This window comes from Acinetobacter sp. CAU_H_S139_7 (assembly GCF_058599305.1).
This window is the reverse complement of record NZ_CM178651.1, coordinates 3190435-3213075: the sequence shown is the minus strand read 5'-3', so window position 1 is coordinate 3213075 and position 22641 is coordinate 3190435. Positions and strand designations below refer to the sequence as shown.

Genomic DNA, 22641 nt, shown 5'->3' with positions numbered 1-22641 from the left:
CGATGGGTGAACTTAATATCTATGGTGTGTATGTGCCAGTTTTGGTCATTCAGGCGGTATTGGCTTACATCGTATTACGGTTACTCATGCGGATGATCGATCCTTGGGTCGACAAAGGCTGGATTTTTTTACCCAGTATTTTTTATTTATGCCTCTACATTACAGTGCTTGGCATGGTCCATTGGGGTTTTATCGTGAGCTTTGCCTAAGCACACATCTGATTGAAATGAATGAGGTAAAAGAAATGGCATCCTTTGATTGGCGTAAACTGAGCCGTCCCATCACTTTAGTGCTGATTGCGGGTATCGCGATCGCAGTGCTCGTGCATCTTTGGCATTATTATAATGCTGAACCGTGGACACGTGATGGGCGGGTTCGTGGCGATGTGATTCAAGTGTCTTCCGATGTATCAGGCTTAGTCACGGAAGTTTTAGTGCATGATAATCAAAGCGTCAAACAAGGGCAGGTGCTGTTTAAAATTGATGTGGCGCGTCAGGCGCTTGATGTGGAACAAGCCAAATCAGACTTGGCTAAAGCCAAAGCCAGTTTGGCCGCCACCGAAGCGGAGTTGTTTCAAAGCAAAGCCAATTTGACCAAATCACAAGCCAATAGTCACTTGGCCGATAAAAATGCAGAACGCTATGCCAATTTGATGGATGGTGCTATATCAAAGCAAGAACAAGATCAGATGTTTGCCGTACGAGATCAATCGCATGCCGAATATGAACAAATGCAAGCGGCGATTCAGCAGGCCAAAGCCAATATTGCGCAGCAACAGGCGTTAATCGATGTAGCCACCAGTCATTTACATTTGGCTGAATTAAACCTGAACCGCTCCGAAGTCGTAGCACCAGCCGATGGCACACTGTCTAATTTTGAGATGAAAGCAGGGAATTATGTCAAAGTAGGGCAAGCGGTAGCGGCGCTATTAGATCGCTCGCAGCTTTATGTGGTCGGTTATTTTGAAGAAACCAAGTTAAATAAAATATATTTGGGTGCGCCCGCGACTGTACAGTTGATGGGCGACTCAAACATCTTAAAAGGGCATGTACAGGGGATTGCTTCAGGCATTGAAGATCGTGAACGAACTACAAGTACAGGTTTGTTGGCCAATGTAAACCCAACCTTTAGTTGGGTGCGTTTAGCGCAGCGCGTTCCTGTGAAAATTGCACTGGATGATATTCCGAAAAATGAATTGGCCTTTGTCGCGGGGCGAACCGTGACAGTACATATTACCGAGTCACAGCACTAAATTGAGCTCTGTTCATTTCAAAAAAAAGCATCCAATGAGGATGCTTTTTTTTGAACGCTATTTGATGTGTTGAGGACAGTATCAATCATAAAGCCCATGTCATTTGTTTTAAGAAAGTCTTACTTAAGGTGTAAGACCCTCAGGATCGCGATACCAGCTTTCAATAAACAATGTTGCGGCAAGGCTATCAGCAGAAAGTTTTTTGCCTCGTCCTTGCGCATGATAATGGCTCAGCTCATCACGGGCTGCACGAGTACTTAAGCGTTCATCTACCATCCATGTTTCAATATTGGTTTGATGACGTAAACGACGTGCGAACTTACGTGCTCGAGCAGATAATTCCGACTCGCTATCATCCATATTCAGCGGTAAACCAACTAAAAATACATTGGGTTGATATTGCTTAATAATTTTATGCAGTTCATCCCAATTGGGGATGCCATCTTTCATCGGAAACAAAGCCAAAGGCGTTGCACTTTCAATCAGTGCTTGACCGACTGCCATGCCCATTTTTTGTGTACCAAAATCAAATGCCATAATCATTTGGGGTGTGTTTAAATCAGGCATGTCCAATCTCAGAAGACAACCAGGTTCGGTCCAGCCCGAGCTTTTTATAGGCTGCGTCCCAACGGTCGTCATAAGGAATATTAAAAATCAAATCCATATCAGCATCGCAGACTAACCAATCACCGCGAGACAGCTCATCTTCCAATTGGTTTTTGGTCCAACTGGTATAACCCAAAGCAATTTGATAGCGACCCACACCTTCATTATGCGCAATCGCATCTAAAATATCTTTAGACGTGGTGATACAGATATTTTCGCCGACTGCAATGGAAGAGTGCCATGTCGGCTGGCCCGTATGTAAGACAAAGCCAGCTTCTGGACGCAAAGGCCCACCTTGGAGAACATCGTGTGGTCGGACGTGATCGGCTTCAATTTCAAGATCATTGAGCAGTTCTTTGACTGAAAGTCCTGAAGGGCGGTTGATGATGATGCCTTGAGCACCTTCCTCATCGTGTCGGGCCAAATAAATCACGGTATGGGCAAAGACTTCATCTGCCATATCGGGTGGGGCAATGAGACAGCGATGCGTCAGATATTGTTTGCTCACCTAAAGGCTTCTCCTTGAAATTAAAATGCTTCTAGTCAAATGTTGTTATCTACCACGTTACTAGACTAATGCACTTTCTCCAAATCTTTTTTTGTGATCCAGTCTACATAAATTAGGCAGATTGAAACTTCAACTGACGTAACTGCTTGGCATGTTGTAGCGTGGTGTCATTAATTTCAACGCCGCCTGTCATGCGTGCGAGCTCATCGATACGCTCATCTTCTTCTAAGTTTAAAATGGTGCTACTGGCAGGGTCGGTCTGACGTTTTTTCACCAACAAGTGCTGGTCGGACTGTGCTGCAACTTGAGCTTGGTGGGTAATACACAAAATTTGCACATGCGAACCCAAGTCGGCCAAGAGACGACCGACAATTTCTGCCGTGCCACCGCTAATACCGACGTCAATTTCATCGAAGACTAAAACTTCAGCTTCAGTTTTTTCAGCATTCATCACTTGCATCACCAACGCGATACGTGACAACTCTCCCCCTGAGGCAACTTTGGCTAATGGTTGCGGTGGAATGCCTTTGTTGGCGGTGAACAGTAATTGGATAAAACTTAGGCCTTCACTAGAAACCTGCTCCATTAGTTCAAACTTAAACTCAAAGTGCGCTTCAGGCAGAGCCAATTGTTTGACCTGTTCGGTTAAATGTTTTGCCAATGGTGCGGCTGCATCGCGACGAATTTGGTCAAGGTACTGGGCTTTATTTAACAGGTCCTGATGCGAGACTTCAACTTGCTCGGCAAGCGTTTCTGGATCTTCTAATAAATGGAGTTGTGCCAGTTCAGATTGCCATTGTTCATGCTCTTGTTTTAAGTGTTCTGGCTGCGTGCGGTACTTACGGGCAAAACGGTGGAACATCTCAAGCTGGGTGTTCAACTCTTCCATGCGTTCTGGGTCATAACTTTGACGGTCAATAAACTGACGTAGATTGGCCGTGGCATCGTCAAGCTCACTTTGTGCATTCAGCAGAGACGTATGAATCTCAGCCAATTGCTCACTGCGTCCTGCATGTGATTCTAAGCGGCGAATAATACTGGAAATTTCTTGATTAATATTTTGTTCAGCATCATCTAAGGCCGTAACGGCATAACTACAGTCCTGCATGATGTTTTCATGATGGGACAAACGATCGAACTCTTGTTCAATCTCTTTATAGTCGATTTGCACCACATCTTCGAGTTCTTCTAATTGTAAACTCAAGGTATCCATACGCTGTTTACGCGTGGCTTGAGCATCCAATGCCGCTTGGTGCTGGCGAATGTCTTTTTGCCATGTGCTATAGGCTTCACGCACAGCTTGCGCTTCTGGGTAGAAGTTATGATAGAGGTCTAACCAGCGTCTTGGATAAGGTGGTTCTAATAGCTGTTGCTGACTGTGTTGGCTATACAGCTGTACCAGCAAGCGCCCGATTTCTTTCAATTCAGCTAAGCTGCTTGGACGACCATTAATCCATGCTTTGCTACGACCAGTGGCAAAAATAACCCGTCTTAAATGAATCTCTCCGGACTCATCATCTAACTCATGTGCCTTTAACCATAAGGCTTCAGGACTGTGCTCTTGATAGCTGAAAATAGCCGTGACATCGGCTTTATCTGAACCGAAACGGACATAGTTGGTATCGGTACGTTCTCCCAGACAGGCGGACAGTGCATCTAGCAATAATGATTTACCTGCACCTGTTTCCCCAGTCAGGACATTAAAACCTTGATCGATATCAAGTGCTAAGTGATCGGCTAAAGCAAAATTAATTAAAGTTAAATGTGTCAGCATAAACGCATCCGAGCTGCGAAAAGTTTTAGTTTAAGATAGTGAAGTTTTATTCAGCCGACAAGACGGCAACGCTATTCGTTTTGTGCAAAGTCGGCTTATTTTAGCGTGAATCTGAAAGTCGACCTAGCAGATTTTTTAAATCCGACTGTTATAGCAAACACAGCACAAACATGTGGGTATGCGGTGTATACAGAAAGAGTACGACTCAGGGAACGGGTCGCATCGGCAAAAAACACGCCAAAATGGGCTAGAAATTGAGGCAATTGTACGATGGTCGGACTTTAACAAAATATTGGTTGAGGGGAATAAAACATCGATTGATTAGTTAATCGCACATCTTTAAACTAGCGAATCAATACGAATATAAATGCGCATTATCTGGAGTGTACGCATGTCAACTCAGTTCGACCATGTCTCTGTCATTAAAAAATCCAATGTTTATTTTGGCGGTTTATGCATCAGTCATACTGTGCAATTTGAAGATGGCACCAAAAAAACGTTAGGGGTTATTCTTCCGACAGAGCAAGCTTTGACGTTTGAAACACATGTGGCAGAGCGTATGGAAATTATTTCAGGCGAATGTCGTGTACAAATTGCAGACAGCGAAGAGAGTGAATTGTTCCGCGCAGGTCAGTCTTTTTATGTGCCTGGCAATAGTCGTTTTAAAATTGAAACTGACGACGTGTTGGACTACGTGTGCCATTTAGAAGGCTAAGCCTTCAACTGATACTCGCCAAGTAATTTCAAGCGAAATCGGTTAAACTATCTGTTGCACAGCAATCCTGTAAAGTCAGCTTTACAGGATTTTTATTTTTGGCACATCGTGTCGATGGTCATTTATCTTTTAGAGGTCCTACATGGCTAAACCTGAATATTTCTATGGCGTTCATTCGGTGGAGTCATTGTTGGAACTTGAACCTGAACGTGTACTGACACTTTTTACCTTAAAAGGGCGTGATGATCAGCGTTTAAAGCGTGTGCTTGAGTTGGCTGAACCGTTTGGTATTAGCGTACAACAAACCGGTCGTGATCGATTAGAAAAAATGGCGGGCTTGCCATTTCACCAAGGGGTTGTGGCTGCGGTCCGTCCTAATCCAGTTTTCAATGAAAAAGATTTAGAAGCCTTACTGAAACAATCGCCAAATTGTTTATTGCTGGGTTTAGACCAAGTCACCGATCCGCATAACCTCGGCGCATGTATCCGTACCGCGGCTGCAATGGGCGTTGAGGCCGTGATTGTGCCTCGTGATCGTTCTGCAAGTTTGACCCCGACCGCGCGCAAAGTTGCGGCAGGTGGTGCTGAAAAAGTTAAATTTATCCAAGTGACCAATTTGGCTCGGACTTTAGCGCAAATTAAAGATGAGTTTAATGTGCGTGTGGTCGGTACCATGTTGGATGAAAAAGCCTTGCCGCTACAACATTTCGATTTTACTGGAACGGCTGTATGTGTGGTGATGGGTGCTGAAGATACTGGTCTGCGTCCAATTACCCAGTCTCAATGCGATCAAACGGTTTATATTCCGATGGCAGGAAATCTACAAAGTTTGAATGTCAGTGTAGCAACGGGTATGGCTTTGTATGAAGCATGCCGTCAACGTAATGTCTAAGATTTTTTAATTCCTGATTCAATGTAAGCACAATGATGACCCCTCAAAAACAAGGCTATGTATTTATTGCCATCACCATGTGTATTTGGGGGGGATTTACCTTAACGGCGCGGCTCAGTGCCAATTGGGGTATTGGTGCGTGGGATATTACCGCCTTACGTTTTCTCTTGGCGTTTTGCATCTTAATGCCAATCTTGATCTATAAAAAAGATACCGCCTTTTTGTGGAAGAAAGAGCCTTTTATTTTGGCGATGATTGGTGGGGTGTGTTACTGCATCACCGCTTATAGCGCTTTTCATTATGTGCCTGCGGCACATGCTGCGATCTTTCTCAATGGCTGCATTCCGCTTTGCACAGCTGTTGCAGCTTATCTGCTATTTCGACAACCGTTTGACCGGCATACTTGGCTCAGTCTCAGTATTATGTTGCTCGCACTGACGGCCATGAGTGGGCTGATGTATCAAGAAACAGGTATTGCTTTTAGTTTAGGTGATGGCTTGTTTTTTCTCAGTGCTGTGCTGTGGGGAACATTTACCGATTTATTGAGACAATGGAAACTGTCGGCATGGCACTCCATGGCAGGTGTTGCGATTTGGGCTGCGATTATTTTTGTGCCGATTTATGTTTTATTCCTACCCAAAACCATAGCGCATGTGCAACCTGTGCAATTGATTGCTCAGGTGGTATTTCATGGTGTGTTCGTGGTCATCGTGGCGACACTCACTTATGTGGAAGCCATTAAGCGTTTGGGGGCATTTAAAACAGGCAGTATTGTGACGTTGGCGCCTTTTATTGCTGCGATTATTGCGGTTCCTTTGCTCAATGAACCTTTGAGTGTTGCGATTTTATGTGGTCTTGTAGGAATGGGGATAGGGGCCTTGCAGCCATGGCGTTGGATACGGCAGGACAGTTTGAAAGCCCAACTCGCACAACAAAAAAAGCAGTCATAATAGACTGCTTTTTTTAGACTTCTGAATGGGCCAAATACTTTAAATGCAATGGTCTGAGCTGTGCGTATAAGTGTTCCAAGTGTCCATCATTTACCACAATATCATCAGCTAACGCTTGTTTTTGTTCACGGGACATTTGCGTTTCAATGATGGTTTGAATTTGCTCAATGGTTTGATGGTCGCGCTGCGAAGCACGAAGAACCTGGATATCAATTGAAGCATCGATCAGAAGCGTATGTTGCGTCAGTTCATGCTGATTGGTTTCAAAAAGTAGCGGTGAAACCAAAATCGCATAAGGGCTGGTCGCAGCTTGTAATTGTTGCATGATGGACTGACGAATTGCAGGGTGGGTGATCTTTTCCAATTGCTTACGGGCAGACGGGTCCTGAAAAATGTGTTCACGTAAAGCGCGTCGATTCAGTTCGCCATTGTCCATTAAGGCCCACTCGCCGAAGCTGCTTCGAATTTGCTGAAGTGCAGGCTGACCTACAGCAACAATTTCTCGAGCAACGACATCGGCATCGACCACTTGAATGCCTTGTTGTTCAAACCAGTGACTTGCCGCAGATTTTCCACTGCCAATCCCGCCTGTTAGACCTAAAATAAATGACATATTATTTTAATTGCCTAAATATATTTTCATAATTTGCTCACCCCACAAAAAGGCAATCCATCCTGCGATGGCAATATATGGGCCAAAAGCAAAAGGCTGATTTTCTTTACGCACTTTGAGCAGGATGATGCCGATAATGGCGCCTACGAAAGAAGAAAGTAGCACAATCAGTGGCAGCAGCAAAGGGCCCATCCATGCGCCTAAAGCAGCAAGTAACTTAAAGTCGCCATAACCCATACCTTCCTTGCCTGTGATGAGCTTAAACAGATAGTAGACAATCCATAAGCATAAAAAGCCAATGATGTAACCCCAAATGGCCGCTGTCGGTGTGGTGTAAATCGCATAACTATTGACCCCTAAACCCAGAGCTGCAAGGGTGAGGGTATAGCGATCAGGTAAAAGCTGAGTGTCAAAATCAATAAAGGTTAAGGCGATTAAAATATAAGTGAGCACGAGACCGAACAGCATTTGGATTGTTGGGCCAAATACTGCAACCACGACCAAAGCACAAATGGCGGTCAGGAGTTCAATCGCAGGGTAGCGAATGCTGATCGGGTTATGGCAAGTGCCACACTTTCCTCGTAGCAGGAACCAACTAATCACAGGGATATTTTGATACCAGTGTATGACACTTTTACATTTTGGACAGGTTGAGGCAGGCTTACTCAATGTGAGCTTCGTTTCATCAATAATTGGCTGCTCAGGATGAAGCAGAAGTTGGCAATCGGTACGCCATTCTTGTTCCATCATTTTTGGAGTGCGATAGATCACCACATTCAGAAAACTACCGATGCACAAACTAAAAACTCCAACGGCGAAATAAAGCGCCATTGGAGTATTGATCAGATAGGAAATTATTTCTTGCATTAAACCACAGAACCCATTTGGAAGATTGGTAGATACATGGCAATTACTAGACCACCCACAAGTACACCCAAGACCGCCATGATGAGAGGCTCCATCATTGAGGTCAAGCCATCCACCGCATTATCGACTTCGTTTTCATAGTGAGTGGCCACTTTATCCAGCATGGCATCGAGCGCACCAGACTCTTCACCAATGGCTACCATTTGCACGGCCATTGATGGAAATTTATTGGTAGCACGCATTGCGAATTGAAGTTGTTGCCCGGTTGCGACATCTTCACGGATCTTCATCACAGCTTCTTCATAGACTACATTGTTGGTTGCACCCGCGGTAGACTCGAGGGCATCAATTAAGGGTACACCCGCAGCAAAAGTTGTCGATAGGGTACGGCTATAGCGCGCGATAATCGCTTTATAGACTAAATCACCGAAAATTGGGGCTTTTAGCGCGGCTTTATCCAGCATGTCACGAAACCTTTTACTCCGCTTTTTGGTTTCAAGTAGAGCGGTAATCACAACACCGATCACAATAATCAAAATGAACCAGTATTTCTGCATCCAATCAGACATATTCACCACCATTTGAGTGAATGCAGGTAAGTCTGCACCAAAGGAGCTAAAGAGTTCTTGGAAAACAGGGACAACTTTGACCATCAAAATAATGGTCACGATCACTGCAACCACAACGACAGCGGCTGGATATTTCATGGCCTTTTTAATTTTTTGCTTTAACAATTCACTTTTTTCTTTATAGACCGCCACACGATCCAGCATGGTCTCCAGAGCACCTGATTGTTCGCCGGATTCAACCAATGAACAGAATAAGTTGTCAAAATATTGCGGATATTTTTTGAGTGCTCCCGCAAAGGTATTACCACCTTCAACTTCACCTTTAATGCCGAGGACAACTTCACGCATAGATGGGTTTTCTAGGCCTTCAGCCACAATTTCAAAACCTTGAACCAGCGGTACACCCGCTTTCATCATGGTTGCGAGCTGTCGAGTGAAAATCGTGATGTCCAGTGTGGTCACTTTTTTCTTCATTATCCCTTCAAGAATATTCTTTTTCTTTTCTCGAATACTCTTGATGGTAATCCCTTGTTTGCGCAAAGTAACTTTGGCGAGGGCGAGATTACGTGCAGGCAATTCCCCTTTAATTTTTGCCCCTTTACGATCAATCCCTTCATAATTGAAGGTTGGCATCATCTGTGCTTTTTTGACAGCCATGCATTTATCCTTATTCTTTCAATATTTCAACTATTCGCTGGTTACACGATTCACTTCTTGTAAGGAAGTGACCCCCTGCATAACCTTGAGTAAACCTGAACGACGTAAATTGTTAAATCCTAATTTTGCAGATGCTTCCGCAATCTGTAAGGCATTGCCATCTTCCATAATAATTTTTGAAATTTCTGGCGTGACTTTCATGACTTCATAAATACCAACACGTCCTTTATAGCCTTCACGGCACTCAGCACACCCCACCGGTTGATAAACTTTGAAATCTGGATCTTTGATATCTGTGGAAGTAAAGCCCATTTCGAGCAAGCTTTGTTCAGGAATATCGACAGCGGCTTTGCATTGGCTGCATAAGCGGCGTGCTAAACGTTGTGCAATCACCAAATTGACCGAGGTCGCAATGTTAAAAGAGGGAACCCCCATATTGCGTAAGCGGGTCAGAGTTTCAGGTGCACTATTGGTGTGGAGTGTCGACATGACCATATGACCTGTCTGCGCGGCTTTAATCGCGATTTCAGCTGTTTCAAGGTCACGAATCTCACCCACCATCACAATATCAGGATCTTGACGTAAGAATGACTTCAGCGCAGCAGAGAAGGTGAGGCCGACTTTATTGTTCACATTGACCTGATTAATACCTTCTAAGTTAATCTCAACAGGGTCTTCCGCAGTTGAAATATTGGTGTCTTCTTTATTTAGAATATTCAAACCTGTATATAGCGATACCGTTTTACCAGAACCTGTCGGGCCAGTAATTAACAACATGCCTTGGGGTTTGTCTAAAGCCTGCATAAATAGGTCTTTTTGGTCTGGTTCATAACCTAAAGCATCAATTCCCAGCATAGCACTGGATGGATCGAGAATACGCAGAACCAGTTTTTCACCAAACAAGGTTGGAAGTGAGTTGACACGAAAGTCGATGGCTTTACTTTTTGACAGCTTTAATTTAATCCGGCCATCTTGCGGGACGCGCTTTTCAGAGATGTCCATTTGTGACATAACTTTTAAACGTGAAGCAAGACGAGTCGCCAGTTGTAGTGGTGGGCTGGCAATATGACGCAGAACCCCATCTACACGATAACGAACACGGTAAGCCTTTTCATAAGGCTCAAAGTGTAAGTCTGAGGCGCCCATACGAATCGCATCGATCAGTAATTTATTGATGTATTTGACGATCGGAGCTTCATCCCCTTGAGGTGAGTCATCTTCTTCGTCATTTGAGTTCTGATGGTCTTGCTCTAAGTCTAAATCAATATCTTCATCAGAAAATTCAAAACTATCGGCTTGTGCAAAATTTTGTTCGATCAGTTTTTCAAGCTGGGGATGTTCAACAATAATCGCTTCAATGTTCATTTTAGAATTGAAGCGAATCGCGTCCATCGCATCCATGTTGGTTGGATTGCTGGTGGCGATATAGAGGATATTGCCACGACGGTAAATCGGCAACACACGATGCTTGGTGATGAGTTTGTCTTCGACCAGATCCCGTAGAATTTGTACCGAATCATAGACACTTAAGTCAAAAACAGGCTCTCCAAACTCCAAAGAAATCGTCTCAGCGATCATTTGTGAGGAGAGTTTATAATTTTCAATTAGATAAGGAACAATGTCTTGCTGAGCCTTTTTTGCAGAGAGCATTGCCTGCTGCATATTTTCAGCAGTCATGCGCCCGTCTTCGACTAAGCGTCGAATGAAGCCTGTGAACTTAGGCAAACCATTTGATACTGACATTCCCCAGATCCTTAACTTCTCAATTGTTTATAATTGGTATCGTAAAATTATACTTTTGTTGCACAAAAATACCATATCTGAAAGTGTTGTCACCACCTTAATATCGATTAAAAGCATGAACTGGTCGTGATAGCAGGCGATTTTTTTTACAAAAAGATGTCTTTATTTTCATTCGTGTTATTTTGATTGCCGAAGAAATTCTAGAAGAAAACTATCTTTGAAAAATAAATACCGTGTAGAATGAGGCCGTTTTAATGAACTGTTTTGAATAGGGTGCTGTATGTCGGGTTCGACGATTAAGCCATGGGTTGTCGGCAATTGGAAGATGAACCCAATGCAGGCAGATGCCAAGCAATTGCTTCAAGAATTTAAACAGCTCTTGCAAGAGAATGAAATAACAGAAGAAAAATGTAATATTGGACTTGCGCCTGTAACGCTGGCTTTGACTTCAACGCAGGCTGAATTGGCGAATGCTGCACGTTCAGTTTTTACTGTGGCGCAAGATGTTTCGCGTTTTGGCAACATGGGTGCATATACCGGTGAGGTGAGTGCAGAGCTGCTTAAAGATAGTCAAATTGAATATGTTTTAATTGGTCACTCAGAACGTCGTGAATATTTTGCTGAAAGTGCAGCAATTTTAAATGCGAAAGCTCAAAATTCCTTAAATGCGGGTTTAAACGTCATTTACTGTGTAGGTGAAAGTTTAGAGCAGCGTGAGTCTGGTCAGGCAGAAGTAGTGGTTTTACAACAAATTTGCGATTTAGCCAGTGTGGTAACGGCAGAGCAGTGGCCTCATATTGTGATTGCCTACGAGCCGATTTGGGCCATTGGTACAGGAAAAACCGCTTCACCAGAAGACGCGCAAACCATGCATGCTAAAATCCGTGAAGGCCTCACCCAAATTACCAGCCATGGCGCGAACATGGCCATTTTATATGGTGGTAGTGTAAAAGCTGAAAATGCAGTAGAGTTAGCGGCTTGTCCAGATATCAATGGTGCACTCGTCGGTGGGGCATCTTTAAATGCAACGTCGTTTTATAAAATTGTCGAAGCATTTGCAAATACAAAATAATTAGGAGTTCAGCATGCAAACTTTTGTGCTGGTAGTACATATTATCTTAGCTGTGTTGATGATCGTGCTGATTTTGGTCCAGCATGGCAAAGGTGCAGATGCTGGTGCTTCGTTTGGTGGTGGCGGTGCTGCGACTGTATTTGGTGCATCAGGTTCAGGTAATTTCTTAACCCGATTGACTGCGGTTTTGACGGCCTTGTTTTTTATCACCAGTTTGTCACTTGCTGTGTTTGCCAAAAAGCAAACCACAGATGCCTATAGCTTAAAGTCAGTGCAAACGACAAGTTCTGCACCTGCACAATCGACTGAAACTTCGCCAGCTGCACCTAAAACAAGCGAATAATTGGAATTAGTCCTTTCTTTTTTGTGACGATGCTACTAGAATGCGTCACAGCTGCGGTGGTGGTGGAATTGGTAGACACGCTACCTTGAGGTGGTAGTGCTTTCGGGCGTGGGGGTTCAAGTCCCCCCTTCCGCACCAACTTATGAATCCAGAAGATTAAGTTGGTGTATGCAGCAAATTCTGTTGATGCGGGATGGAGCAGTCTGGTAGCTCGTCGGGCTCATAACCCGAAGGTCGTTGGTTCAAATCCAGCTCCCGCTACCAATCAATCTTATTTTAGAAGCAAACTAAAGTGAGTAACTTAAGTGATTAAGTTAAGAATATTTTTGCGTTTTGTTGCGGGATGGAGCAGTCTGGTAGCTCGTCGGGCTCATAACCCGAAGGTCGTTGGTTCAAATCCAGCTCCCGCTACCAATTTGATTTAGGTGCAACTAAATCAGAGCAAGTATGAAGTATTTAGATTGAAAAATAATTCATATTTGTATATAATTTTTGCACGTTGATGCGGGATGGAGCAGTCTGGTAGCTCGTCGGGCTCATAACCCGAAGGTCGTTGGTTCAAATCCAGCTCCCGCTACCAAGTTTCTAAAAAGAGGCTCACAACAAGGTGGGCCTTTTTGCACAGTGGATATTAATTTTCTGTGCAATAATTGGGGCGATTACGCCCTTTTTTATTGGCTATCGTGTAGTGTCGATGTGAGCCGGATACGGTGAAAGTCAAAGTGTCATGTTCCACTACTACTATAGTTTGTATTGGCTTGTAGTGGTCTGTTTCGGCCATTGAATCGCACAAAAATGACGAGAGTAAATGAAGCTATCAAATAAAACTCAAGCACTCCAAGACTTAATTGCTCCTGCAGTGCAAGCCTGTGGTGTTGATCTTTGGGGGATTGAATTCCTTCCTCAAGGAAAACGTTCTTTATTGCGCATTTATATCGACAAAGCTGTCGACGAAAATGCAGAACCCATCATCAATGAAGATGGTGAAGAAGAGCAGGGCCGTGGCATCGGCGTACAAGACTGTGTACGCGTGACCCAGCAAGTCGGCGCAATGATGGATGTCCATGATCCAATTTCAGGTGAATATGCACTTGAAGTGTCATCTCCGGGTTGGGATCGTCCATTTTTCCAACTTGAACAATTACCTGCATATATTGGTCAACAGATCGCTTTCCGTTTGATCAGTGCGGTCGATAACCGTCGTAAATTCCAAGCTAAATTGGTTGCTGTAGATCTTGAAGCTGAAATGATTCAAGTCGAAGTGGAAAAGCAACAGGTGCTTGAAATCGATAGTAATAATATTGATAAAGCCAATTTGGTCTATCAAGATTAATTCATTTAATAAATAAGAATCTGAACGAATAGGTGGCTTATGGCACGTGAAATTCTTACCGTAGTTGAAACGGTTAGTAATGAAAAAGGTGTACCTCGTGAAGCGATTTTCGAAGCCTTAGAACAAGCGCTTGTTGCTGCGACTAAAAAGAAATTTTACGAAGGAACAAACTCTGAAGAAGCTCAGCTTCGTGTAGAGATTGATCGTAAAACGGGTGAATACAGCACTTTCCGTCAATGGGAAGTGGTTGCGGATGAAGATCATGAGATGCCAGCATGTCAAGATGCGATTTCAGATGTTGATCCTGCACAATGGTCGATTGGTGATATTCGTGAGCTTGAAGTGCCTTCAATTGACTTCGGTCGTATTGCGGCGCAAATTGCAAAGCAAGTCATTGTTCAAAAGATTCGCGAAGCTGAACGTGCGCTGATTGCAGATGCCTACGAGTCTAAAGTGGGTGAGTTGATCTACGGTGAAGTGAAAAAGCAAACCAAAGATGGCTTTATCATTGACCTTGGCGATAACGCAGAAGCGTATCTTGCACGTGAAGAAATGATTGCAAAAGAAATTTTGCGTCCGAAACAACGTGTAAATGCGATTTTGTTTAATGTGAACCGTGAAGGTCGTGGTGCACAATTACAATTGTCACGTGCCAAGCCTGAAATGCTCATCGCTTTGATGAAGAAAGAAATTCCTGAAATTTCTGAAGAAATTATTGAGATTAAAGCGGCAGCGCGTCAACCTGGTGTTCGTGCTAAAATTGCTGTGAAAACCAATGATCATCGTATTGATCCAGTGGGTGCATGTATTGGTATGCGTGGTACACGTATCCAAGCAGTTCAGCAAGAATTGAACGGTGAGCGTATTGATGTTGTTGTATGGTCTGATGATCCTGCACAGTACATTGCAAGTGCTTTAGAGCCAGCAGATGTATCGGGTATTGTGATTGATGAAGAAGAACGTACAGCGGATATTATTTTCGCAACTAGCGATCAATTAGCGCGTGCGATTGGTTCACAAGGTCAAAACGTACGTTTAGCTTCTGAACTTACAGGCTACAAACTCAACATGATGCTTGAAGATGAGTATCATGCTCGTCAGCAAAATGAAGCACAACAATACTTAGACCTGTTTGTATCGCGTCTAGATATTGAAGAAGATTTGGCAATGGCATTGGTTGAAATGGGCTTTACTTCTTTAGAAGAGATTGCTTATGTTCCAGCTGAAACATTTGACGAAATCGAGCTAGATGCTGAAGTTGTTGAATTACTTCAAAGTCGTGCCAAAGAAGTTGCATTGGCTGATGCATTACAGCAGCAAGAAAACATCCAAGATCCAAGCGCGGAACTCGTTGCAATGGAAGGGATGACGCAAGAGATTGCTTATGCACTTGCAGCACGTGGTGTCATCACAATTGATGACTTGGCTGACCAAGCGACTGACGATATTGCTGATATTGAAGGTCTGGGTACAGAGAAAGCGGGTCAACTTATTATGAAAGCGCGCGAATCATGGTTTAACTAGGAGATCTACATGACGGATAAGACGATACAAGAGTTAGCTCTCAGTGTGAACCGCCCTGTTGAGAAGCTCCTAGAGCAGGTTCGTGATGCTGGTTTACCACAGCGTAAATCGGACGATATAATCTCTACTGAACAACAAGATGCCCTCGTGCACCATTTGAAGAAAATTCATGGTCAAGACGATGGTCAGGCAGGAAAAATCACGTTGAAACGTAAAACGACCAGTACCGCTAAAGTAGCGAGTACATCAGGTAAGGCAAAAACGATTAATGTAGAAGTTCGCAAGAAACATACATTTACCAAGCCAGATCCAGAACAAATTAAAGCGGAAGCTTTGGCAAAAGCGCAAGCTGAGCAACAAGCTCGTGCGAACGTTCAAGCTATGGTTGAACCTAAAGCTGAAACTCCAGCAGTAAATAAAGCAGCTGCAAACTTTGAAGCAATGCGTGCTGCTGCAAAGCAAGAAACGACGAAGCAAGAAGTTGCGAAAGCTGCGGTAGTTGTGAAGCGTAAATCAAACAATAAGCCTGTGGTTAAAGCACAAGTTAAAGTTGTTGAAACACCTGAACAGAAAAAAGCACGTGAAGCTCAAGCCGCTCAATTAAAAGCGACCGAAGAAGCAGCACGTCGTAAGGCAGCTGAAGAAGCGCAGCAACGTACACTTGAACAAATGCGTCAAATGGCATCTAAGTATTCTAACGAAGATGCAACTGCGACCATTCGTGTTGTGGATGATTCTCCACTTGCTGCGGGTCTAGTTGGCCAAGCATATGAAGATTCATTTGCGAAAGAAGACCGTGACATCAAACGTGGTACCAATACACCAAGTACACGTGCACCGAAAAAAGGTGGTCGTCGTGGTCAGGAAGAGCAAAGTTTCAGCAAGCAACCTAAACGTGGTCTGAAAACAAGTCAGGCTGGTAAACATGGTTTTGAAAAACCAGTTAAGAAACAAGTTTATGATGTTGAAATTGGCGAAACTATTGTTGTTGCAGATCTTGCAGCAAAAATGGCGATTAAAGTACGTGAAGTAATTAAATCACTCATGAAAATGGGTGAGCTGGTTACTCAGAACCAAGCGATTGAGCAAGAAATTGCTGCATTGATCGTAGAAGAAATGGGTCATAACCCTGTTCTTGTATCGGATACGCAAGCTGAAGATAACTTACTTGAAGCAGCTGAAGGCGCGCGTGGTGCTCAATCTACACGTGCACCAGTGGTGACCATCATGGGGCACGTTGACCATGGTAAAACATCGCTTCTTGATCGTATTCGTCGTGCGAAAGTTGCAGCTGGTGAAGCGGGTGGTATCACACAGCATATCGGTGCGTACCACGTTACAACTAACAAAGGTATGATCACTTTCCTTGATACCCCTGGACATGCTGCATTTACTGCAATGCGTTCACGTGGTGCGAAAGCGACTGATATCGTGGTTCTTGTTGTAGCAGCAGATGATGGTGTTATGCCACAAACTGCGGAAGCAATTGATCATGCACGTGCAGCTGGTACACCAATTATTGTTGCAATCAACAAAATGGATAAAGAATCGGCTGATCCAGATCGCGTATTGAACGAATTGACAGTAAAAGAAATCGTGCCAGAACAATGGGGCGGTGATGTACCTGTTGCAATGGTTTCAGCACATTCTGGTCAAGGTATCGATGAGCTTCTAGATTTGATTTCAATCCAAGCTGAATTGCTTGAATTGAAAGCATCTGAAGAGGGTGCTGCACAAGGTGTCGTGATTGAAGCACGTGTAGACAACAGCCGTGGTGCGGTAACGTCTATCCTTGTTCAAAACGGTACATTGAAAGTAGGTGACCTGGTTCTTGCGGGTGCATCTTACGGTCGCGTTCGTGCAATGACAGATGAAAACGGTAAACGTATTCAATCTGCAGGTCCTTCGATTCCAGTTGAAATTTTAGGTCTACCTGAAGCGCCAATGGCGGGTGATGAAGTTCTTGTTGTAAGCGATGAGAAGAAAGCACGTGAAGTTGCTGATGCGCGTATGGATCGTGAACGTCAAAAACGTCTTGAGCGTCAAAGTGCAATGCGTCTTGAAAATATCATGGCGTCTATGGGCAAGAAAGATGTGCCTATCGTCAATGTGGTATTGAAAACTGATGTACGTGGTACATTGGAAGCATTACATGTTGCTCTTGCTGACCTTGCAACAGACGAAGTTAAAGTTCGTATCATTGGCTCAGGTGTTGGTGCGATCACTGAATCTGACGTGACACTAGCTGAATCTTCTGAAGCAGTTCTTCTTGGCTTTAACGTACGTGCGGATAACGCAGCGCGTCAAAAAGCGGATGCTGACGGCATCGATATTCGTTACTACTCAATCATCTATCAATTGATTGATGATGTGAAAGCAGCGATGAGCGGTAAGCTTGCTCCAGAACACCGTGAAACAATTCTGGGTGTGGCTGAAGTACGTGAAGTGTTCCACTCAAGTAAGTTTGGTGCAGCAGCAGGCTGTATGGTACTTGAGGGTATGTTACATCGCAATAAACCAATTCGTATCCTTCGTGATGACGTGGTTGTGTTCCAAGGTGAGCTTGAGTCACTTCGTCGCTATAAAGAAGTGGTTGAAGAAGTTCGTGCAGGTATGGAATGTGGTCTTGCGGTTAAAGGTTATAAAGACATCAAAGAAAAAGACAAGATCGAAGTCTATGATGTTCAATTGATCAAACGGAGTCTTTAATGGCGGGTAGTCAACGTCTTAAGCGCATGGCGGATACAGTACAACGTGAGTTGTCTGAACTGATTCGTCAAGAGTTGAAAGATCCACGCTTAGGTGGTCTCGTGACCATCTCTGCGGTGAAGGTTAGTCCAGACTTAGGTTATGCTGAAGTATATGTGACTGTGATGGGCCGTGAGCTTGGCGATGAGCAAAGTGAAGCAGCCAATAAAGAAACGCTAGATGTGCTGAACAAAGCATCTGGTTTCTTGCGTCACGAACTCGGCCGTCGTATTAAGACACGTATTACACCGCGTTTGCGTTTCCATTACGATAAAACCAATGCATATGGTAACTATATGTTTGGCCTGATTGCTGAAGCAGTGAAGGATTTACCCGCTGACGAAGCAAACAAAGATGATGAATAATTCAGTCTAACTGAATCAAAAAGCCACCTTCGGGTGGCTTTTTTTATAATTGTATATAGATAAAAATAGATGGAGATTTTAAAAATGTTGTATCTGAGCGAGCCTCAATTATTAGAGATCCGGAGTCTGGATCCGTTGAGAGAATCTAAATTTAAGTATAATTCTACTCGATGGCTGAGTTTGGATCAGAACTTGAAAAGTATTACAAAGGACTATTGTGATGATGATATTTCAAGAGAACAGGTCATTAAATGTTTTAGGGATTATTTTGATTGCAAAGTTAGTGTGGAGTTACCTTTTGTACTGACGATGATTTGGGATTTTGCTGATATTGGTTATGGTACATTTAGGACGAATAAATATTATACTTCAGAGAATATGGAGCTCATGGAGTTGGCGTTCACGCATGTAAAAAGGAAGAATATTCAACAAGCCTATAGAACATTGAAGTTAATTAATGGTTTGAATATTAGCTATATTTCTAAATTGCTCTATTTTTCAACTCGTGCTTTGGAACACTCGGATTATTGTTTAATTTTTGATATTCGGGTGGCTAGAGCCTTAATTAAACTGACTTGTCCAGAAACACTAGTGAATTTAATCGAGGTGACACCATCCAATAAGTTTGAACCTTATCATCAGTACAATGTGCAAATTAGCGCAACACCACCATGTCAGTGCTGAAGCGCTAGAAATGTATTTATTTTTATATCCTTAAGGATACAAGCGTTTAGAGACGATGTTCAGTGTCTTCATGCTTATTGCTAAAAGCTCTGCGGCGGGTGCGTTGCCAAGGCAGTGGACGATTTAGCGCTTCTGGAACGTCACCACTGAGTGAACGTAAGCGTAAATGTAGCGCCGCTTGCGCCATCAAATTCGCTGATACGGGTGCGGTTAAGAAGGCAAACAGTGTTAATAACAGCTCAGCAAAACCAAAGCGTCCTTGGAATGCAGAATAGATCATTCCGGCGATCAAGAAGCTCCCTAAGCCTAAGGTGCTGGACTTGGTTGGGGCATGCAGGCGCATGAATAAATCGGGCAGACGCACCATTCCAATTCCTCCGACCAGCATGAAGAAAGTACCGATCATGAGAAAAATGGAGACTAAAATTTCCATCGTAAGTTGCATCGATCTTGCTCCTAGTCAATCACATGACCTGAGGTGAAGTAGCGTGCTAAAGCGGCTGTAGAGACAAAGCCGAGCATCGCAACCAAAAGAGCACCTTCAAATAATGAAGTGCTGGCCCAGTAAATGCCTAAAATAATAATGAGGCAGATTGCATTTAAAAAGAGTGTATCGAGTGCTAAGAGTCTATCTACAATCGATGGGCCGATGATTAAGCGAATTAAGCACAGCAACATTGAAATGGTGACAGCGATTAAACAAATCCCGAGGGCATAAGGCAAAATGGTCATGCTTTGTCTCCTGCTTCGACACCAAAAATTTGCATCAACGGTTTTTCATAACGCGCTTTGATATTTTCAATCTCGGCATTTTCATCATCGGTGCTGAGGGCGTGAACTAAAATGTCCCCACGATCTTGATCGATGCCTGCTGAAACAGTGCCTGGTGTGGTGGTAATAATCATCGCCAGTAAGGTGTTTACTTCCTCATGTTGTGTTTCCAGCGGAACGCGAAACCATTTGGGTTGTAGACGATCAATTGGGCCGAGGACCAATTTAGCCACTTGAATATTCGACACCACGATGTCGTATAACACCACAAAAAATAGTTTCACCGCCGCTTTCCATTCAATATTTGGAGTGTAAGTAATGAATGGTCTGATCAGACGCGGAATAAAAATGGCCAGTAAAAATGCCATCACTAAGCTGGCTGCATCGACACTATGTGCCAACATCACCCAGCTCAGCGCAACAATCACCGAGACAAAAGGGTGGGGTAACCAACGTTCCAAAAACGACGTTTTTTTCATGTTTAAGGCTCCACCATCGGTTGTAGGCTTTCAGCATCGGGATTCACTTCAGCCTGTTGTTGCTGTTGCATTTGGCGTTTTTTGTATTCGGAAATATGTTCGCCTTCCAGTGTTTCTTCTGAAATTAAATATGGAATCAAATGTGCATTCGGATCTACTCGCTCGCCACCATATTTGGTTTCAGGTAAATTTTCACTGTCGAAAGGTTGTACGCTAATGGTTTGTCCATGCTCATCAGTTTTGAGCAAAGTCTGTTCATAGAGCGCATTATTTTGGATTTGCTCAGCCGTTTGGTAAGTGTACTTTTGAATCGGACCTGCAAACACCATATAAGCCATTAAACCGACCAACAAGAGATAAATGGTTTTGTCATTGCGCTTCGGTGCTTGTTCAGGCAAAGCTTGGTAAGCGGCATAAGCTGCTTCATCAGGATTATCTTCAGGTTTGGTTGCGCGCCAAAAAATCACGAAACCCACACGTGTAAACGCGATTATACTCAATAAACTCACCACTAAAATTGTCACAATAATCAGCAATTGATACGGTGAGTGTGCGGTGGCTTGGAGAATAAATACTTTGCCTAAGAAACCACTAAAGGGTGGTAAACCTGCCATCATCAAGGCAATGGTGAAATAGGTTAACGCCACTACCTTATGCTGTTTCATTTGCGGTGCAATTTTAAAGTGGTCTTTAAACTCACCACGTTGAGAGGTAATCCAACCACTTAAAATATAGAAAGCTGCCGCAATAATGGTACTGTGCACCAAATAATACAGTGCCGCTGCCCATGCCAAGGTATTGAACAGGGAAATAGCGATTAAAATCGTGCCCACAGAAGACAAAATCATAAAGCCAATGAAACGACGTAAGCGTTCTGCACCCATTGCACCAATCACACCATAGACTGAGGTAATTAAACCAATCGGCAATAAAATGTATTGCAGGATTTCACGGCTAATTGCATCGTCAAATACGGTGCCATTAACACGTAAAATGGCATAAATACCGACTTTGGTCATGATGGTGAACAGTGCCGCCACAGGAGTGGTCGCGACCGCATAGGTTTTTGGTAGCCAAAAACCGACAGGTAGCATGGCTGCTTTAATGCCAAAGACTGTAAACAACAACAGCCCACCAGCAACAGCAATACGATGTTGATCGCCTTCTAATAGAGGCATCAAACGTGCAACATCCGCCATATTGAGGCTGCCGACGCTGCCGTAAATCATGCCAAGGCCAATCAGAAACAGGGCTGATGCCAACAAGTTAATGGTGACATAGTGAATGCCAAGTTGAAAACGGGCTTTGCCTTGACCATGCAGTAACAGGACATAGGAAGCCATCAACAAAATTTCAAAGAATACGAAAAGGTTAAATAAGTCGCCTGTCAGGAAGGCGCCGGTTAAACCCATCAGTAGGAAATGGCACATGGCATGGAAGTAACGCCCACGTTCATCCCATTCTTTGCTGGCAAACCACATCACTGGAACAGCTAAGCCGTAGGTTAAAACCAGCATCAGGGCAGACAGTTGGTCGAGGACCAAAACAATACCAAACGGTGCAGCCCATTCACTCAGGTTATAAACACTGATTTGCCCAGAGCTGGCAAAGATTAGATAGTTGACCGCTGTAAATAAGCCCAACAGACCAGAGGTATAACTGATGCCTCGACGCCAAGGTTGTCGCCAGTCTTGTGCTAAAGAACCTGATCCTGGATTACCCAGTAATACCAAAATAAAGGCGGTAATGGCAGGAATTAAAATACTAAAAATTGGGGTGTGTTCGGTCCAAAATTGGATGAAGTCATTCATTATGGCTCATCCTCACGTGGGTCAATTTGTGGTATTTCTTCTTTAGAGTCAACGTGGTCGGTTCCTGTTTCATAACGACTGCGTAAAGCCAGTTGTACAATAAATGCTGTGGTGGCAAAGCCAATCACAATCGCGGTTAAAACCAAGGCTTGTGGCAAAGGGTCAGTGGCTTTGCTGGCTTCAGTGAGTACCGCTGGTGCATTAAGTTGAAGTCGCCCCATGGCAAATAAAAATAAATTGACGGCATAACCAATCATGGCCAAGCCAAGTACCACAGGGAAGGTACGGGCACGCAAAATCAGATAGATGCCTGTGGCAGTCAACAGACCAATAGCGGAGGCAAGTAACAGTTCTAAACTAATCAT

Annotated in this window: 24 protein-coding genes and 4 tRNA genes; 16 read left to right on the top strand and 12 right to left on the bottom strand. The window is 43.7% G+C overall.

The features are described 5' to 3' along the window. The first annotated feature begins 2 nt into the window (after nt 1-2). Together AC4MC0_RS15615 and AC4MC0_RS15610 are read left to right on the top strand one after the other, a co-directional pair. Nucleotides 3-209: a DUF1656 domain-containing protein gene (locus tag AC4MC0_RS15615; RefSeq protein ID WP_004978737.1), complete on the top strand. Its 207-nt coding sequence runs from the start codon at nt 3-5 to the stop codon at nt 207-209. Between the two features lie 35 nt (nt 210-244). Next, the gene (locus AC4MC0_RS15610; protein ID WP_279734003.1) at nt 245-1252 is read left to right on the top strand and encodes an HlyD family secretion protein; all 1008 of its coding nucleotides are present in this window, start codon (nt 245-247) and stop codon (nt 1250-1252) included. Between the two features lie 123 nt (nt 1253-1375). On the opposite strand, the gene ruvX is transcribed toward AC4MC0_RS15610, so the two are convergent. The 3 genes from ruvX to recN all read right to left on the bottom strand — a co-directional run bounded on the left by ruvX (nt 1376) and on the right by recN (nt 4140). Beyond that, nucleotides 1376-1819: a Holliday junction resolvase RuvX gene (gene ruvX / locus AC4MC0_RS15605; RefSeq protein WP_062035179.1), complete on the bottom strand. Its 444-nt coding sequence runs from the start codon at nt 1817-1819 to the stop codon at nt 1376-1378. Next, nucleotides 1812-2366: a YqgE/AlgH family protein gene (locus AC4MC0_RS15600; RefSeq protein WP_004692720.1), complete on the bottom strand. Its 555-nt coding sequence runs from the start codon at nt 2364-2366 to the stop codon at nt 1812-1814. The genes ruvX and AC4MC0_RS15600 overlap by 8 nt, the downstream gene beginning before the upstream one ends. A gap of 112 nt (nt 2367-2478) precedes the next feature. Next, on the bottom strand, nt 2479-4140 hold the full coding sequence (gene recN / locus AC4MC0_RS15595) for a DNA repair protein RecN (protein WP_279681118.1): 1662 nt from the start codon (nt 4138-4140) through the stop codon (nt 2479-2481). Between the two features lie 391 nt (nt 4141-4531). Between recN and ppnP the strand changes: the two genes are divergently transcribed. From ppnP to AC4MC0_RS15580, 3 genes are all read left to right on the top strand, one after another. Next, entirely contained in the window at nt 4532-4855 is a 324-nt protein-coding gene (gene ppnP, locus AC4MC0_RS15590) for a pyrimidine/purine nucleoside phosphorylase (protein ID WP_125280995.1), read from the top strand. A gap of 142 nt (nt 4856-4997) precedes the next feature. Continuing rightward, complete coding sequence (gene rlmB, locus AC4MC0_RS15585; RefSeq protein WP_335998400.1) at nt 4998-5747, top strand: 23S rRNA (guanosine(2251)-2'-O)-methyltransferase RlmB; 750 nt, start codon at nt 4998-5000, stop codon at nt 5745-5747. A 32-nt stretch (nt 5748-5779) separates the two neighbouring features. After that, a complete protein-coding gene (locus AC4MC0_RS15580) occupies nt 5780-6697 on the top strand; it encodes a DMT family transporter (protein ID WP_335998399.1) in 918 nt (305 codons plus the stop codon). A 13-nt stretch (nt 6698-6710) separates the two neighbouring features. On the opposite strand, the gene coaE is transcribed toward AC4MC0_RS15580, so the two are convergent. The 4 genes from coaE to pilB are packed head-to-tail and all read right to left on the bottom strand — an operon-like array spanning nt 6711 to nt 11146. Beyond that, complete coding sequence (gene coaE, locus AC4MC0_RS15575) at nt 6711-7310, bottom strand: dephospho-CoA kinase (RefSeq protein WP_335998398.1); 600 nt, start codon at nt 7308-7310, stop codon at nt 6711-6713. Between the two features lie 6 nt (nt 7311-7316). Continuing rightward, a complete protein-coding gene (locus AC4MC0_RS15570; protein WP_335998397.1) occupies nt 7317-8177 on the bottom strand; it encodes a prepilin peptidase in 861 nt (286 codons plus the stop codon). Continuing rightward, nucleotides 8177-9403: a type II secretion system F family protein gene (locus tag AC4MC0_RS15565; protein ID WP_335998396.1), complete on the bottom strand. Its 1227-nt coding sequence runs from the start codon at nt 9401-9403 to the stop codon at nt 8177-8179. The genes AC4MC0_RS15570 and AC4MC0_RS15565 overlap by 1 nt, the downstream gene beginning before the upstream one ends. Nucleotides 9404-9433: 30 nt before the next feature. Continuing rightward, the gene (gene pilB, locus AC4MC0_RS15560) at nt 9434-11146 is read right to left on the bottom strand and encodes a type IV-A pilus assembly ATPase PilB (protein ID WP_234304143.1); all 1713 of its coding nucleotides are present in this window, start codon (nt 11144-11146) and stop codon (nt 9434-9436) included. Between the two features lie 280 nt (nt 11147-11426). On the opposite strand from pilB, the gene tpiA reads away from it, so the two are divergent. From tpiA to AC4MC0_RS15505, 11 genes are all read left to right on the top strand, one after another. After that, nucleotides 11427-12218 carry a triose-phosphate isomerase gene (tpiA, locus tag AC4MC0_RS15555; RefSeq protein WP_335998395.1) on the top strand — a complete coding sequence of 264 codons (792 nt, stop codon included), beginning with the start codon at nt 11427-11429 and terminating at the stop codon, nt 12216-12218. A 13-nt stretch (nt 12219-12231) separates the two neighbouring features. Next, nucleotides 12232-12561 carry a preprotein translocase subunit SecG gene (gene secG, locus AC4MC0_RS15550; RefSeq protein WP_004692710.1) on the top strand — a complete coding sequence of 110 codons (330 nt, stop codon included), beginning with the start codon at nt 12232-12234 and terminating at the stop codon, nt 12559-12561. Between the two features lie 53 nt (nt 12562-12614). Further along, nucleotides 12615-12699: transfer RNA gene (locus tag AC4MC0_RS15545), tRNA-Leu, on the top strand. 49 nt (nt 12700-12748) lie between these two features. Beyond that, a tRNA-Met gene (locus AC4MC0_RS15540) sits at nt 12749-12825 on the top strand. Nucleotides 12826-12898: 73 nt separating this feature from the next. After that, nucleotides 12899-12975 (top strand) — tRNA-Met (locus AC4MC0_RS15535). 89 nt (nt 12976-13064) lie between these two features. Next, nucleotides 13065-13141: transfer RNA gene (locus AC4MC0_RS15530), tRNA-Met, on the top strand. 228 nt (nt 13142-13369) lie between these two features. Further along, on the top strand, nt 13370-13894 hold the full coding sequence (rimP, locus tag AC4MC0_RS15525) for a ribosome maturation factor RimP (RefSeq protein ID WP_004692708.1): 525 nt from the start codon (nt 13370-13372) through the stop codon (nt 13892-13894). Nucleotides 13895-13933: 39 nt separating this feature from the next. Then, on the top strand, nt 13934-15418 hold the full coding sequence (nusA, locus tag AC4MC0_RS15520; protein WP_004692706.1) for a transcription termination factor NusA: 1485 nt from the start codon (nt 13934-13936) through the stop codon (nt 15416-15418). A 9-nt stretch (nt 15419-15427) separates the two neighbouring features. After that, nucleotides 15428-18127 carry a translation initiation factor IF-2 gene (infB, locus tag AC4MC0_RS15515; protein WP_335998393.1) on the top strand — a complete coding sequence of 900 codons (2700 nt, stop codon included), beginning with the start codon at nt 15428-15430 and terminating at the stop codon, nt 18125-18127. Then, a complete protein-coding gene (locus AC4MC0_RS15510) occupies nt 18127-18531 on the top strand; it encodes a ribosome-binding factor A (protein ID WP_004978763.1) in 405 nt (134 codons plus the stop codon). Before infB ends, AC4MC0_RS15510 begins: the two co-directional genes overlap by 1 nt. Nucleotides 18532-18723: 192 nt before the next feature. Next, complete coding sequence (locus tag AC4MC0_RS15505; RefSeq protein ID WP_279739486.1) at nt 18724-19215, top strand: 8-oxoguanine DNA glycosylase OGG fold protein; 492 nt, start codon at nt 18724-18726, stop codon at nt 19213-19215. 46 nt (nt 19216-19261) lie between these two features. Here the strand turns inward: AC4MC0_RS15505 and AC4MC0_RS15500 are convergent, their stop codons facing one another. The 5 genes from AC4MC0_RS15500 to AC4MC0_RS15480 are packed head-to-tail and all read right to left on the bottom strand — an operon-like array spanning nt 19262 to nt 22641. After that, a complete protein-coding gene (locus tag AC4MC0_RS15500; RefSeq protein WP_078388531.1) occupies nt 19262-19660 on the bottom strand; it encodes a Na+/H+ antiporter subunit G in 399 nt (132 codons plus the stop codon). Between the two features lie 11 nt (nt 19661-19671). Further along, nucleotides 19672-19947, bottom strand: a complete 276-nt coding sequence (locus AC4MC0_RS15495) for a monovalent cation/H+ antiporter subunit F (RefSeq protein ID WP_004692700.1) — start codon at nt 19945-19947, stop codon at nt 19672-19674. Further along, complete coding sequence (locus AC4MC0_RS15490; RefSeq protein ID WP_005400935.1) at nt 19944-20465, bottom strand: Na+/H+ antiporter subunit E; 522 nt, start codon at nt 20463-20465, stop codon at nt 19944-19946. Before AC4MC0_RS15490 ends, AC4MC0_RS15495 begins: the two co-directional genes overlap by 4 nt. A gap of 2 nt (nt 20466-20467) precedes the next feature. Next, entirely contained in the window at nt 20468-22276 is a 1809-nt protein-coding gene (locus AC4MC0_RS15485; RefSeq protein ID WP_078388533.1) for a monovalent cation/H+ antiporter subunit D, read from the bottom strand. Then, nucleotides 22276-22641: a Na+/H+ antiporter subunit C gene (locus AC4MC0_RS15480; RefSeq protein WP_004692695.1), complete on the bottom strand. Its 366-nt coding sequence runs from the start codon at nt 22639-22641 to the stop codon at nt 22276-22278. Before AC4MC0_RS15480 ends, AC4MC0_RS15485 begins: the two co-directional genes overlap by 1 nt.

Excerpts from the sequence above, each read along its gene's own strand:
- AC4MC0_RS15490 (WP_005400935.1), bottom strand. The coding sequence starts at position 20,465 with ATGAAAAAAACGTCGTTTTTGGAACGTTGGTTACCCCACCCTTTTGTC.
- tpiA (WP_335998395.1), top strand. The coding sequence starts at position 11,427 with ATGTCGGGTTCGACGATTAAGCCATGGGTTGTCGGCAATTGGAAGATG.
- ppnP (WP_125280995.1), top strand. The coding sequence starts at position 4,532 with ATGTCAACTCAGTTCGACCATGTCTCTGTCATTAAAAAATCCAATGTT.
- ruvX (WP_062035179.1), bottom strand. The coding sequence starts at position 1,819 with ATGCCTGATTTAAACACACCCCAAATGATTATGGCATTTGATTTTGGT.
- rlmB (WP_335998400.1), top strand. The coding sequence starts at position 4,998 with ATGGCTAAACCTGAATATTTCTATGGCGTTCATTCGGTGGAGTCATTG.
- AC4MC0_RS15610 (WP_279734003.1), top strand. The coding sequence starts at position 245 with ATGGCATCCTTTGATTGGCGTAAACTGAGCCGTCCCATCACTTTAGTG.
- AC4MC0_RS15580 (WP_335998399.1), top strand. The coding sequence starts at position 5,780 with ATGATGACCCCTCAAAAACAAGGCTATGTATTTATTGCCATCACCATG.
- AC4MC0_RS15570 (WP_335998397.1), bottom strand. The coding sequence starts at position 8,177 with ATGCAAGAAATAATTTCCTATCTGATCAATACTCCAATGGCGCTTTAT.
- coaE (WP_335998398.1), bottom strand. The coding sequence starts at position 7,310 with ATGTCATTTATTTTAGGTCTAACAGGCGGGATTGGCAGTGGAAAATCT.
- AC4MC0_RS15510 (WP_004978763.1), top strand. The coding sequence starts at position 18,127 with ATGGCGGGTAGTCAACGTCTTAAGCGCATGGCGGATACAGTACAACGT.
- AC4MC0_RS15480 (WP_004692695.1), bottom strand. The coding sequence starts at position 22,641 with ATGATTAGTTTAGAACTGTTACTTGCCTCCGCTATTGGTCTGTTGACT.
- rimP (WP_004692708.1), top strand. The coding sequence starts at position 13,370 with ATGAAGCTATCAAATAAAACTCAAGCACTCCAAGACTTAATTGCTCCT.
- AC4MC0_RS15500 (WP_078388531.1), bottom strand. The coding sequence starts at position 19,660 with ATGCAACTTACGATGGAAATTTTAGTCTCCATTTTTCTCATGATCGGT.
- AC4MC0_RS15615 (WP_004978737.1), top strand. The coding sequence starts at position 3 with ATGGGTGAACTTAATATCTATGGTGTGTATGTGCCAGTTTTGGTCATT.
- AC4MC0_RS15565 (WP_335998396.1), bottom strand. The coding sequence starts at position 9,403 with ATGGCTGTCAAAAAAGCACAGATGATGCCAACCTTCAATTATGAAGGG.
- nusA (WP_004692706.1), top strand. The coding sequence starts at position 13,934 with ATGGCACGTGAAATTCTTACCGTAGTTGAAACGGTTAGTAATGAAAAA.
- AC4MC0_RS15485 (WP_078388533.1), bottom strand. The coding sequence starts at position 22,276 with ATGAATGACTTCATCCAATTTTGGACCGAACACACCCCAATTTTTAGT.
- pilB (WP_234304143.1), bottom strand. The coding sequence starts at position 11,146 with ATGTCAGTATCAAATGGTTTGCCTAAGTTCACAGGCTTCATTCGACGC.
- AC4MC0_RS15495 (WP_004692700.1), bottom strand. The coding sequence starts at position 19,947 with ATGACCATTTTGCCTTATGCCCTCGGGATTTGTTTAATCGCTGTCACC.
- infB (WP_335998393.1), top strand. The coding sequence starts at position 15,428 with ATGACGGATAAGACGATACAAGAGTTAGCTCTCAGTGTGAACCGCCCT.
- recN (WP_279681118.1), bottom strand. The coding sequence starts at position 4,140 with ATGCTGACACATTTAACTTTAATTAATTTTGCTTTAGCCGATCACTTA.
- secG (WP_004692710.1), top strand. The coding sequence starts at position 12,232 with ATGCAAACTTTTGTGCTGGTAGTACATATTATCTTAGCTGTGTTGATG.